This is a genomic window from Pseudoalteromonas sp. APC 3224 (assembly GCF_030407535.1).
Classification (GTDB): domain Bacteria; phylum Pseudomonadota; class Gammaproteobacteria; order Enterobacterales; family Alteromonadaceae; genus Pseudoalteromonas.
The window spans coordinates 84,196-97,136 of record NZ_JASDDF010000017.1 but is presented as its reverse complement, the minus strand read 5'-3'; the positions used below and the strand labels follow the sequence as shown (position 1 = coordinate 97,136).

The following is a 12,941-nucleotide window of genomic DNA, read 5'->3' as shown; positions in this document are numbered from 1 at the left end:
TTTCAATACTGTTGATTTAGAGAACAAAAATAAAATTGAAGCACTTTTTTCAGAAGAGAGTTTAATTGAATTAACTTTCTGCGGCTCTTCAGAGTTATGTCAAGTTATTGATAAAATTTATAAACAAGTACCCAGCCTAGCTGAGTTTTATTGCCCTGAGTATTTCTTTGTAAACTTTGAACTTAATTACACAAATTCTGATGTTAATGAACTTGATTTAAGAAAACCAGAAAATACTGATGCAATAAACAAACTCTTTGATGAAACTAAGAATAACTTGCTTTTAAATTTAAGAGAATATCAGGCCACTCATTTAATAAAATTCCTTTTCACTGAGGATCATAGGGCAACCACTGCTCAAAAGAAAAAAAAGTTACTCGACATTTATAAAATTAAAAAAGGTACATTTAAGCTTTCAGAACAAATGGATTTTCCATTTTGGGTTCATAGTTTTTCAAGTATTTTTGACTATGAGTTAATGTCTAAAGAATTTGGATACGACATAACAAATTTTCTTGGGATTGACGTTTGTCCTTATTGTAATCAGGAAGAAATACCAACAATTGTTGTTGAAGGAGCTAAAACAAGGCCAAGCTTAGACCATTTTTACCCCAAATCTAAATTCCCTTTTTTAGCAACAACCTTGAGTAACTTAGTACCATCAGGTGAACGCTGTAATGAAGATTATAAGAAAGCTAAATCAATGATTGGCTTTGCAAATCCATACCATGATGCTGTAAAAGCTGATGAAAGTTTATTCTTTTTTAAAGAAATTTTCAGTAAAGAGTTTGAGCTTGAAAATGTAGAAGTAAGCGTTGATACTGATAATAACGCTCTACATATGAATATGTGCCTATTCAATATTCCACTTTTTTATGGTCAAACTTATAAAAGTGATTTTATAGATATGCACGAACAGAAAGAGTTTTTAAAAGAGGTTGGTTTAATAGAAAAGCCCACTGATATTAAGAAATTCCCACATAAAAAAATTAAACATCTAGTAGGAGTTGATTTGGAAAAACCTTCAATAAAATATCGACTCAAAAAATACAAAGTTGACTCTTTGAACCACATATTCGGGAGCCAATTTAAAACTGATGATTAACTGATGATTAACTGATTTTATATTACTTCCTCAACAACTGACTAATCGGCATTCGGTCAGTAAACTTGGTCGCTATAAACGGATCTTCATCTTGGGCGCTTTCAGGTTTGTATAGTGAATAGCGCTCAACTTCGCTTGCTGTAATTTCTGCAACGGGTAAAGTAAAAAGGTTTGCTACATCAGGAAACAGTACTTCAAATGCTTTGACTAAATGCTTGGTTGTGAGGGTTTTCGCGTTGTCCATTAATGCGTAAAGTACGGCATCATCTAAAAAGTATTTTAGTGTTCTAAAACAGCCTTTTGATAGTGAAAACAAAGCAAACACTGTAGATTGTTCACTTAGGTTTGGCTTTTCGGTAAATGGCATACGGTTGGCTAGGCCAATTATTAACTGCACAAAATGCTTTGGGTTTTCTGACAACTTAAAATAAGGCAGCTGCCGTCTTACTAATAAACGCGATGACCATTGAGGTTCGTCTGCTATTTTTTCTGCCCACGGCATACCAACTAATACTATCGATACGCCCGCTTCGTCATTAATATACTTTAATCTGTTAGCAATCTCGCGGCGTTTTTTACCTTGGTTATGCTCAATTAACTCTTGAAACTCATCAATAATTATAAGCTCTGTGCCACACGTTTTGAGGCATTTTATTAATGATGTCGTTAATCGAGTACCATTTACTCGAAGTTTACGCTCTGTACTGCCTACTTGACCTAAGTCTTTAAGAAGCTCGGCTAAAGTAGATTCTAGTGTCGGGTTGCTGGGTATGCGGCTTACTAATACAGGGTGATTCATCACTCCATTAATAAATTGCGGTAAGTGACGTTCTTTATACTGTTTTATTAGTGCTGTTTTACCTGTGCCTGTATCGCCATTTAACAGCATGCAAGGCTTTTCACCAGCTAACCCTTTACCAAGTCTTAATCTGTCGAAGTCGTTAAATACCGTGCTTATTATTGGGTATTCAATAAATACATCGCGAAATTCATTAAGCTTTTCTTTCTGTTTATCGGTCAGCATAATTAAAATCCATCTAGGTCTGAGATAAAGTCATCCCAGCTATCAGTTGGTTGCTCTTTAGGTGTAACCTTTTTGGGTTCTACTGGCTCGCTCTGAGCTATTGATTTTTGTGAGTCACTATTTACATTCTGATGCTTAGCTAACGCTTTACCCCCTTTTACCTTTGAATGTTTTGGCGCATTTTTTAACTCTTCAAACTCGTTTTGAATTTTGTTATGAATAAACATACGCGCTTTTGCTAAGCCTACATTATCGATAGAGCCCGAAATAAAATCGCGGTGAATACGTATATTTATTTTATGCTGGTTCAAACTTAAACTTTGGGTGTAACCGTTTGGATCTATGCATGGCACTTTTATGTAATGTTCTAGCTTATCGAGGTAAACGTATATATAAGAAATATCATCGGGGTTTAATTTAATTAAAACTTCTTGAGATACTTTGTGGCTAAACTGCTTTCTATAGTTCGCCAGTTCAGTACTGTCGTAGCTTAAGTTTTCTAGCCGTATCCCACCTTTACGAAGCACCCGATGATTTGAAATACTGAGCACAACATTCAATTGTTGAAGATCATCATTACTCAGCACTGTTGGTGGTAACGTATTAAAGCCTTGATCCCATAATTGGCTAGGTATGTACTTAAAGCGGCTGTCGGCATCTTGGTGGTAAACGTCTACTACCCATTTATGAAATAACTGCATAAAGGTCGTAAAGCGCATGATTGCATCTTTTTTGGGATTGTATTCATGCTTTTGTAAAATGTTAGAAAAGGTTTTACCAGGAACAGGGTCTAATAATTCAGTGTTAATTGTGCCGAACATACGTTCTACAAATGGTTTTAACCAAGGCTTTGCGACAGGGTTATATTGAGTATTAATGCCTATCTCTTCACAAGCAAGTTCAAGGCTGTTACTCCAAAATTCAGCGCCATTATCAACAACGAGAGTTTCAATTTTGCCAGCACACTTCCACTCATTAATCGTATCAGGGTATAGTTTTGCTACTTCACTTTTAGGTTTCATCGCATTTAACATTGCTCGCCTTACTGCATCGTAGCTAGGCTCACTGAAGCTAAAGTAATAGCCAACAACACAATGGCTATACACATCTACTAACATGGTGAGTGTTGGCCGTCCAAGTGGGATATGCAGCTCATCATCTAATAAAATAAGATCAAGCGGTGTATGGTCAATTTCAACTTTTTCGAGTACACGGGTTGGCCGTGTATGCCCTTCTACTTTATTAAAAGCAATATCAGCAAGGCGCTTACCATAACGAGCAATCATTACTTCGTATTGCGGTAAGTTATCTATTCTGTTTTTAAACGCTTTGTATGTTAAAGGCTTTAAAACACTGCCAACAACACTGTCGTTTTCAATAATAACTAAGTCTGCGTAATACTTGTAAGCCGAAGCCACCGAAGGTTTTTCTTTTACTAAATAACGCTCAAGTGCTTTTTCAAAAAACTTATCAGTTGCTGTCTCGCGCTCCCTGTTACCTTTTTTTTGATGGCTTGGTATTAGCGCCATGATATTTTTATCTGCATTTGTATAAACGCTATACCATCGTGCGGCGGTTCTCCAACTGGGCTTTTTTTCTCCCTCAACTTCGGGCATTATTTTTAATAAAGGCTCAAGATTTTTTTGTGTCCAACCGCCTTGAATATTAGCCTCAAGCCATTGAATATATTTAAGCTTAGCGAATGTTGTTGTTTTAATTTTTTCAGGAAGGGCTTGTAAATCTTTGGCGTAATTTTGAGGTAGTTTAGTCTCTACTTTTGGTAATGGCTGGTTAAATTCGTCATCAAACAAACCATCATTAAACATTGTTAGACCAAATTGCTGTTTCTATTGATATTTCCTTTGTAGTTAAGTCGGCAAATAACTGCCCTAATGATAATAATCGTAACACTGTAGCAAGTAGCTCACCGGCAGATACTTTTAAAAAGCTAACTAACTGGCCCACTTTAATAGAACCGTATTGCTTAACAAGTTCTAGCACCGATGCTTGCAACTCTGTTAAAGACTGAAAACCAGAGTAGCGATGTAAGAGCTTTAAGTTATTGAGTGTTGGGTATACACGGATTTGCTTATCAGTAACCAGTATTAAATCGCGCCTATCTTGCTTAGCTATGGCTTGCTTTTCAATAAAACGTGCACGAAAGTCTTCATCGGCAATTTTGCTTTGCGGTTTTACTTCGATAAATTTTTGCGTGCCGTCTGTGTGGGTAAGTAAAAAGTCAGGTGTGTAACGGCAAATACGGTTATCAAACTCATATTCGTAACCGAGTGGTTGTGCTTCAAATGCGGCTATTGATGGTGAAAATTCAAAATGGAAACACGCATCAAACTCTAAAGAGGATTCAACTAAACAGGTAGATTTATTTTTTTGACTAGCAAATTTATGGAGGTTTTTAACACGAGAGTGTTTGAGTTTTCTTCTGTACATGTGAGTCAGCCACCTAACCATTTGGTTAAATACTAGACTATGCCACCTTATACTTCCAATTTATGCCATCTTTTAGTACAAATATGTCAACTTATACTTCAAACAACACCCAAATGAGGAATTTGGGTGGCAGTCTTACCAGCCACATCTCGGCACACACGTCACAAACTGTGGCTGCTCCCTTCCGGGCCTGACCAGGTTCGCCTGCTAGTGTTGCGAGAGGACCAATAAGACTACCATTGAGGGCCTTGGTTGGCGCGATTGAGATTATCTCTACTTTTGCTCTGTTATTCAAGGGGTAATCAAAAAAGAAAGTGCGATTGCATACTTCATATACAATCGCAGTCTATTTGGGTGTTAAAGCGATTATTAATTGCTCTCTAACTCAGCTTTTATGTTACGTAGTGCCGCTTTTACTTTTTTCATGTTCTCTGGGCCCATGCGTAAAAGTTGCTTTTGCGCAGCGGGTAATTGCTCCCATTCTGAAAACGCATACTGATAGGTCACTGAATCACGCAATAATGGTAAGCTACCTTTTGGCTCAGGAGTATCAAGTAACAGGTCAATGGCATCTTCAAGTGTTTGAGTAAACTCATCATCACCATAACCAATCTCAGTGTATGCGCTGTTGATCAGCGGTTTATACTCTTCGTATAAACGCACAGTTTGAGCTGCACTCATACTTGTGAGTATTTTTACATACGGGGTATAGCGTTCATAGCTATTAGGGTCAATTGTTAAAATATCCCCTTCGTTTACGCTAAAACCCTCTTCTAATTTTGCAACTGGGGTATGCTTGGTAGCCACTTTGCCTTTTGCTAAATTATCAATAAATACCACGCCACGACGAATAACATCATCATTTAACACTAAGCTCATCGCTACATCCCCCAAATATTCATCTAATTTTGCGATGACTACAGGGTCGCTGTCGTTTAACGCTGGTAAAGGCACAACTTCAGCTTCAGGCTCAACTTCTGGGCGCTGAGCTGGAACGGCTAATTCGGCAGGTTTTTCAGGCTTAACAGAGGGCGCACCTACCACAGGGTCGTTCTCAGGTTTTAGCTCCATAATAGGTTGTTCTTTTACTGGTTCTTCAACCTGCATAACTGTTTTTGGAGCTTCACTTGGTTTTAATAAAGCAAACGCAGCGGCAATAATGATGATTAATAAAATAACCCCAGCAAAGATAAGGTTGTTATTCGGCGGACGTTTTTGAACGTCTGATCCTGATGGTTTATCTGACATACGAACTCCATAAATATAAAAATGCGATACTGTTTAGAGTACTCTAAACAGGTTTAATTCATAACTTACACTAATATTTATTAATGTAGCTAATGTATCCTTTGATTCTTCTAGCTTAAAGACTTACAGTGAATAAATAAAGTAAAGACAGTGAACAGTTTAAATACGTAACATGAAAATTAAGCAAGTCGATCCTAGTAAACCAAAAGTGGCTTTATTACTTACCGGTGGTGGTGCCCGAGCGGCTTACCAAGTGGGCGTGTTAAAAGCATTAGCGCAAAGTATGCCCAGAACTGCCCCACTGCCCTTTAGAGTGATAAATGGAACCTCTGCTGGCGCAATTAATTCTGCGGCGTTAGCGTGTTACGCTTCATGTATGCATTTAGCCGTTAGAAAGCTAGAAACAGTATGGAAAAACTTTTCCACCTCTATGGTATACAAAAGTGACTTTCTGAGTGTATTTGGCCATATTACTCGTAATATTTTAACTAGTTTTCAGTCTGAGCATATAAACCATCCACCAGCGAGTTTGTTAAATAATCGGCCACTTAGAAAACTATTAAACGATATTCTTGATTTACATCGAATTGAACGTAACTTACATCGTGACTATTTAGAGGCGCTGTCGATTACAGCATCTAGTTATACTACTGGTGATTCTGTTGCTTTTTTTCAGTCAAATACACAGCATTCTTGGCAACGAGCAAAGCGCGAGGGTCGCGCTACGCGTATCAATGTTGAGCATTTAATGGCCTCTAGTGCTATTCCTATGGTGTTCCCTAGTGTAAATATTTATAACCACTATTTTGGTGATGGTTCAATACATCAACTTTCACCTTTAAGCCCGTCTATTCACTTAGGGGCAAACAAAATATTTATTATTGGTGTTGAGCAACCCAAGGAACCTCATCCTCCAGGTTACTCTGCGCATTTTCCAGGGCTTTCTGCGGTAGCAGGTCACTTACTCGACAGTGTATTTACCGACACCATGCAGTCTGATTTAGAACGCTTAGATAGAGTAAACCGTACACTGGGGTTATTACCAAATAAGCAAAAGCATCAAGAGTTAAAACAAATAGACAGCTTTATCATTAACCCCTCGCAAAACTTTAATGCAATTGCAGCGCAATACTATGACGATATGCCTTGGGCAATTAAAGTGTTACTGCGTATGATAGGTGTAAAAAAACGCTCTCAGTCGAGTTTAACCAGTTATTTATTATTTGAAAAACGCTACACCCAGCACTTAATTCAAATTGGATACGAAGATGGTATGAAGCAACTGCCCGAGATGAGAAAGTTTTTAGAGCTAGACTAAGAAGCCACTCTTACTCAATGCCATCAAGTAAGTAATGCTCAACATGCTCTACTCGCCTAGGTTTACCTTGCAATACTAAAATATCATTTGCGTATAATATGGTATGCTCCTGTGGCATCTCTATCTCCTCGCCTTCACGTCGAAGCGCCTTAATTAGCACCTTTCTTTTAGCTAAATTAAGCTCACTAATAGCCTTGTTTACCGCAAATGCTTTATCCGGCAAGGCAATGACATGTAAGTACTCTAAGCGTTCGGGCAAATTGGTATCGCTTTCGATGTTTTCGCCTGCAAAAAAGCTTTGCAATAGCTTATAGCGGTTACGCCTCTCACTACTAACGCGACGGACTATTCGGCTCATTGGTACACCCGACATAGACAACACATGTGAGACCAGCATTAAGCTTGCCTCTAATGCCTCAGGAACAACCTCAGTGACGCCTAAATCTTTTAAACGCTCTAGTTGACTGTCATCACGGGTTCTTATGAGTATTTTTACCCTAGGAGCAACCTGCTTTATGGCATCAATCACTATTTGAGTTTGTTGAAATTCCGTAAAGGTAATAATCACTAAACGTGCTCGCTCTACCCCTGCACACTTTAAAATATCTTTTTGCTCAACGTGACCAAACAATAACGGTTCACCCGCCGCTTTTCCTTCTTGCACTAATATGGGATCGCTTTCAATGGCCACATAATCAATAGCCTCTGGCGATAAAAAGCGAGCAATAGTTTGCCCTACCCGAGAAAATCCACATATAACTACATGATTATTATAAAGCGTACTGCTTTGCGGCTCGTCTTCATAGGCAAACTTAGCGCGTTCTAACATACCCAGTCGCTTTAAAATAAAGGGGGTTTTATCGATTAAATACGGGGTGAGTGCCATAGAAATTACGCCCATGGCAATTAAAAATGATACTTGCTCCACACTCAGTAAGTCATGCTGTGCTGCGAGTGCTATTAACACAAAACCAAACTCTCCCATTTGCCATAACATAATAGCGCAGGCTAATGCGTCCTGTTTTCGCTCTCCCATAAATAAAGACGACACGGTTACTACGGCGATTTTTAAAATTAGAATTCCTAGTAAGGCAACAACAATAATCCCTGCATGATTAACAACAAAACTTATGTCTAATTGCATACCTACGGTGACAAAAAATAAACCCATTAAAATATCACGAAACGGGCGAATATCCGCTTCTAGCTGATGGCGGTAATGGCTTTCACCAAGCATCATACCCGCTAAAAATGCCCCTAATGCCATTGATAAGCCAAATGAATAAGTAAGTAAACCCGCAAACAAAGCAACTAATAGAGTCGTTAACACGAATAGTTCATCACTTTTTGCTAATGCCACTTCATTAAAAACTTTAGGTAAAACCCATTTTCCAATAGCCCATAACAAAAGGCATACAAACGCCCCTTTAGAAAGTGCAAACAATAATGCCCAGCCAATATCATTAGAATCACTGCTGGCAAATAATGGTAAAATAATCAGTAATGGTACAACGGCAATGTCTTGAAATAGTAAAACGCCGATTGCTAATTGCCCTCGGCGTTTATTTAAATCGCCGCTCTCTTTTAATAATTTAGCAACTACCGCAGTAGAGGAAAGCATAATAATAATGCCCATGGTAAAACTGGTTAATAAATTAAAATTTAATAAGTACAGAATCACAATCAGCAAAATACTACTAACAAATACTTGCAACGACCCTAAACCAAATACAATGTTACGCATTGCCATTAGGCGCGATACTGAAAACTCCAAACCTAAGCTAAATAGCAAAAATACAATACCTAGCTCTGCAATAAAGTCTATTTCATGGCTTTGTGTCATCCAGCCGACACCATGACCACCCGCGAATAAACCCACAGCCAAGTATGCCAATACAGGGGGAAGCCCTATGCGCTTAAATATCCATACAAATAAAACCGCAGCGACTAAAAGTCCAAAAATCTGAGCATTAATACTTTGCAACGCAAACCTTAAAACAATCTATGGAGTGTGACTTAACTATAGCAACCGCATAACTTTCAGCCAGAATAAAAATATGGCACGCAATCTGCTTATTTATAAAAAGTAATACTATAGGGGGAATAAATAGTGGAAAACGTTCATATTTTGACACAACGTATCTCTGGACGCGGTGAATTTTTGCCGTTCTCAGCGGAGCAATACAATAGCAATACACCAACAGCACTACATGAGCTGGCGGCCAAACTGCAAACTAGCCTAGTGCTGGAAGATATTTTAGGTACATTTGCAAGCTTTGCAAAACAACTGCTTAATTTTTCTGGGGTGCACTTTCAATCAGCTCATATTGATGTAAAAACACCTAATAGTGATGTTGAAAACCCAGCCTACTCATTTGATCTAAAAGTGGAAAATGAGCATTTAGGCACACTCACTTATTACACCAAATATCCGCTTAGTGCGGCTATTGAAAAAAAGCTGCAGCACTTTCACAGCGTATTAATATATCCACTGCGAAATGCCATAATGTACAGCCGTGTATTAAAGCTAGCAACTAAAGACTCTTTAACGGGGTTAAACAACCGTAGTCAATTTAATGACATGTTACAACAAAAGCTTGAAAATCATAGACGTAACGGCCATCCATTTAGTTTAATGCTGCTTGATTTAGATAATTTTAAACAAGTAAATGATAACTATGGTCATAAAATTGGCGATGACGTTTTAATAGAATTTGCCACAGTTTTATCTAGTAGTATTAGAGGCACAGATTCGGTATTTCGTTTTGGCGGCGATGAGTTTTCAATACTAATTGAGGACCCCGCTTTTACCACTAATAAAGTGATTGCTGAACGTATTATGCGTTTAGTAAGAAACTCACCGATTATGTCTAAGTACAATGTAACAACCAGTATTGGTTTTACCCTAACTAACAGTGATGATTGCCAAAATGAGATATTTTCTCGTGCGGATAAGGGCTTGTATAAAGCAAAGGCATCTGGGCGAAACTGCGCAAAAGCTTACTAAACAATAAAAGAACATAATATTTGAAAAGCCCAGCCTCCCCCGCTGGGCTTTTTTACGCTACTTTTTTAATATAAAGTATTTGTAAATTAGTAGCATGACGCAAAAGCCAAAAAAGAAGCCACTGAGTAAATTAAGTAGTGCGGCAATTGTTGCAAGCGGTGTAAAAAGCACCAACAGTAAAGGCGTACTCACTCCTAAAATGAAAAACACGCCCCCTTTACCCAACCAGTAGGCAAGTAAAATGGCGGCACATACCATGCCACCCAATACAGCGTAGCCGAGGGTAGTAATACTAAGGGTTAAAAATACATTCGCTAAAACCGCAATCAATAGCGTAATTAATATGCCAATGGGTGCCTTATTGATAAGCGACAGCCCAACATGAGCTTGTTGACTCATAATTTATACTCCCAAATTACACCATGTTCATCTTTATGGTTATCACTAACAAAATAACCAACCACTTGCACTAGCTCATCGTTGTAAAAAATTAATGGAATATCAGCACGTAGCCAAGGCGCTACTTTTGCATCTTTAAACCAATGTTTAAGCGTATTACTACCTGGTTTTTTGAGTGGTTTAATACGCGCACTATTGCAGTTAAAGCGCACACTAACTTGTTCATCCGTTTTAGGGGCTCGTATACCCACTCCTTGCTGACATGATAATTTTTTTCCGTCACTCAAAACCAGCTCATTACTTATTACCTGCTCAATATTAACGGCTAATGGCTTTGGTTGCACAAAATAAAGTAAACCTTGATGGCGACGTATTTGCCCATCACTTAGCTCAATTTTTATTTGTGCATCAGCTTGTGCATGAATGGCTTGGCTCATTATTTGTGTTAATTGCTTTTGTGAGGGCATAGTGTGGCTAAATAATGCCAGCCACGCGCGTAATACATTAGCAATGCGAATAGCGCTGTAATGAGCCATATTTTGTATATTAAGCGCCTGATGTTGATTAACGCACTGAGCGAGATCTTGCTGGGTATACTCATCCAGTAGTGCTTGCTGCTGCTGTAATAATTCAATACTTCGTGCTGTACACTGCTCAAAACCAGTAAAACGCTCTGCCAACTTAGGCACTATTTGTTGGCGCAAAAAATTACGGTCAAAGTGCTCATTAGCGTTGGATTCATCGGTAATATGGCTAATATTAAATTGCTGGGCAAACGCTTCTATCTCGCTGCGTTTTACCGCCAATAATGGCCTATAGCACTCACGGCCACTTTCAAGCACACGAGTTTGCTGCATAGCGCCGAGCCCTTTTAAGCCTGAGCCGCGCTTTAAACGAAGTAAAAATGTCTCTACTTGGTCGTTTAAATGCTGACCTAACAAAATGACACTATCACTTGGGCTGTATTCGTCAAGCGCTTGATAACGAGCTTCGCGAGCCTGCGCTTCAATACTGGTGCGCGATTGCTGCTTAATTATGACGTGTGCCGCTTTAAAATAAATTGAAAGTTGCTCACAACGTGCTTGGCAAAATTGCTGCCAGTAATGGGCGTTATCACTTAAGCCATGATTTACATAAATTGCACTTAAATTTAATTGTGGCCACTGCTCTTTTAATCCATGCATTATCTGCAACAACACCACTGAATCTACGCCACCAGATAAGGCTACTGTAAACGTGAATTGCCCGTTTTCTATATAATGATTGAGGGCTTTTTGTACCTGCAGATAAATATGTGATGTGTTCATTATTATAACCAATGAGTGAATTGCTAATAACCCCAATAAGAAAGGCTCTACGTTACGTTATTTTAAAACAAAAAAAGCCGCATAGGCGGCTTTTTTCTATATTTAGCTACATTTAGCTATGTTTAGCAATAACCAAACGACATTAAACGCTTGTAACGTTGGTCAAGCATTTCTTCAAGCGATAACGCTTGTAAGTCTGCTAAATCGCGCTTAAGGCGAACTTTTAAATTGCGTGCCATGGCATCATAATTACGGTGTGCACCACCTAGCGGCTCATCAACTAGGTTGTTGATTAAATCTAGCTCTTTAACACGCTCGGCTGTTACACCCATTGCTTCTGCTGCAAGTGGCGCTTTATCAGCACTTTTCCATAAAATAGAGGCACAGCCTTCTGGTGAAATAACTGAGTAAGTGCTGTATTGCAGCATGTTTACTCTGTCGCCTACACCAATCGCTAATGCACCACCTGAACCACCTTCACCAATAACAGTACAAATTGTAGGTACTTTTAGTGCGGCCATTACTTTTAGGTTACGTGCAATTGCTTCAGACTGACCACGCTCTTCTGCGCCAACACCTGGGTATGCACCTGGGGTGTCGATAAATGTCATGATTGGCATTTTAAAACGCTCAGCCATTTCCATTAAGCGCAATGCTTTACGGTAACCTTCTGGTTTTGGCATGCCAAAATTACGTTTAATTTTTTCAGCAGTACCACGGCCCTTTTGCTGACCGATCACCATAACAGGTTCACCATCTAAACGAGCAACGCCGCCTAAAATTGCAGGGTCGTTAGCAAACGTACGATCACCCGCAAACTCGTCAAATTCCGTAAAAATACGCTCGATATAATCTCGAGTATAAGGACGCAGCGGATGACGTGCTAGCTGTGATACTTGCCAAGCACCAAGTTCAGAGAAAATTTTCTCCTTCATTTGTGCGCTCTTTTCTTTAAGTTTGCTGACTTCCTCTTCTAATCCAAGGTCTAATTCGCCAGCGCGGCTTACATTTTGTAATTCTTCAATTTTTGCTTCTAATTCTGCGATTGGAAGCTCAAAATCAAGATAATTGAGGCTCATGCTCTA

The 12,941-nt window shown here is 38.9% G+C and carries 10 protein-coding genes, 1 other RNA gene and 1 pseudogene; 3 read left to right on the top strand and 9 right to left on the bottom strand.

Going from position 1 to position 12,941, the window contains the following annotated elements:
• Window positions 1-1,105: pseudogene (locus QL989_RS10030) on the top strand (hypothetical protein); the annotation flags it as partial.
• A gap of 22 nt (window positions 1,106-1,127) precedes the next feature.
• On the opposite strand, the gene QL989_RS10025 reads toward QL989_RS10030, so the two are convergent.
• The 5 genes from QL989_RS10025 to QL989_RS10005 all read right to left on the bottom strand — a co-directional run bounded on the left by QL989_RS10025 (window position 1,128) and on the right by QL989_RS10005 (window position 5,825).
• Complete coding sequence (locus QL989_RS10025) at window positions 1,128-2,129, bottom strand: TniB family NTP-binding protein (RefSeq protein ID WP_290170202.1); 1,002 nt, start codon at window positions 2,127-2,129, stop codon at window positions 1,128-1,130.
• A gap of 2 nt (window positions 2,130-2,131) precedes the next feature.
• Window positions 2,132-3,955, bottom strand: a complete 1,824-nt coding sequence (locus QL989_RS10020; RefSeq protein WP_290170199.1) for a Mu transposase C-terminal domain-containing protein — start codon at window positions 3,953-3,955, stop codon at window positions 2,132-2,134.
• Entirely contained in the window at window positions 3,948-4,577 is a 630-nt protein-coding gene (locus QL989_RS10015) for a Tn7 transposase TnsA N-terminal domain-containing protein (RefSeq protein ID WP_290170196.1), read from the bottom strand. The genes QL989_RS10020 and QL989_RS10015 overlap by 8 nt, the downstream gene beginning before the upstream one ends.
• Before the next feature lie 133 nt (window positions 4,578-4,710).
• An RNA gene (ffs, locus tag QL989_RS10010) (signal recognition particle sRNA small type) lies at window positions 4,711-4,807 on the bottom strand.
• A gap of 139 nt (window positions 4,808-4,946) precedes the next feature.
• Window positions 4,947-5,825 carry a DUF3014 domain-containing protein gene (locus QL989_RS10005; RefSeq protein WP_178956337.1) on the bottom strand — a complete coding sequence of 293 codons (879 nt, stop codon included), beginning with the start codon at window positions 5,823-5,825 and terminating at the stop codon, window positions 4,947-4,949.
• Window positions 5,826-5,997: 172 nt separating this feature from the next.
• Between QL989_RS10005 and QL989_RS10000 the strand changes: the two genes are divergently transcribed.
• Entirely contained in the window at window positions 5,998-7,143 is a 1,146-nt protein-coding gene (locus QL989_RS10000; protein WP_138605021.1) for a patatin-like phospholipase family protein, read from the top strand.
• Window positions 7,144-7,153: 10 nt separating this feature from the next.
• On the opposite strand, the gene QL989_RS09995 is transcribed toward QL989_RS10000, so the two are convergent.
• Complete coding sequence (locus QL989_RS09995) at window positions 7,154-9,127, bottom strand: monovalent cation:proton antiporter-2 (CPA2) family protein (RefSeq protein WP_290170192.1); 1,974 nt, start codon at window positions 9,125-9,127, stop codon at window positions 7,154-7,156.
• Window positions 9,128-9,253: 126 nt separating this feature from the next.
• On the opposite strand from QL989_RS09995, the gene QL989_RS09990 reads away from it, so the two are divergent.
• On the top strand, window positions 9,254-10,150 hold the full coding sequence (locus QL989_RS09990) for a GGDEF domain-containing protein (protein WP_198523468.1): 897 nt from the start codon (window positions 9,254-9,256) through the stop codon (window positions 10,148-10,150).
• A gap of 57 nt (window positions 10,151-10,207) precedes the next feature.
• Here QL989_RS09990 and QL989_RS09985 read toward each other — a convergent pair whose 3' ends face one another.
• From QL989_RS09985 to accA, 3 genes are all read right to left on the bottom strand, one after another.
• Window positions 10,208-10,549, bottom strand: coding sequence for a hypothetical protein (locus QL989_RS09985; RefSeq protein ID WP_138605024.1), 342 nt, complete (start codon window positions 10,547-10,549; stop codon window positions 10,208-10,210).
• The gene (tilS, locus tag QL989_RS09980) at window positions 10,546-11,856 is read right to left on the bottom strand and encodes a tRNA lysidine(34) synthetase TilS (protein WP_290170185.1); all 1,311 of its coding nucleotides are present in this window, start codon (window positions 11,854-11,856) and stop codon (window positions 10,546-10,548) included. Before tilS ends, QL989_RS09985 begins: the two co-directional genes overlap by 4 nt.
• Window positions 11,857-11,978: 122 nt before the next feature.
• The gene (gene accA / locus QL989_RS09975; RefSeq protein ID WP_008110950.1) at window positions 11,979-12,935 is read right to left on the bottom strand and encodes an acetyl-CoA carboxylase carboxyl transferase subunit alpha; all 957 of its coding nucleotides are present in this window, start codon (window positions 12,933-12,935) and stop codon (window positions 11,979-11,981) included.
• Between the last annotated feature and the right edge of the window lie 6 nt (window positions 12,936-12,941).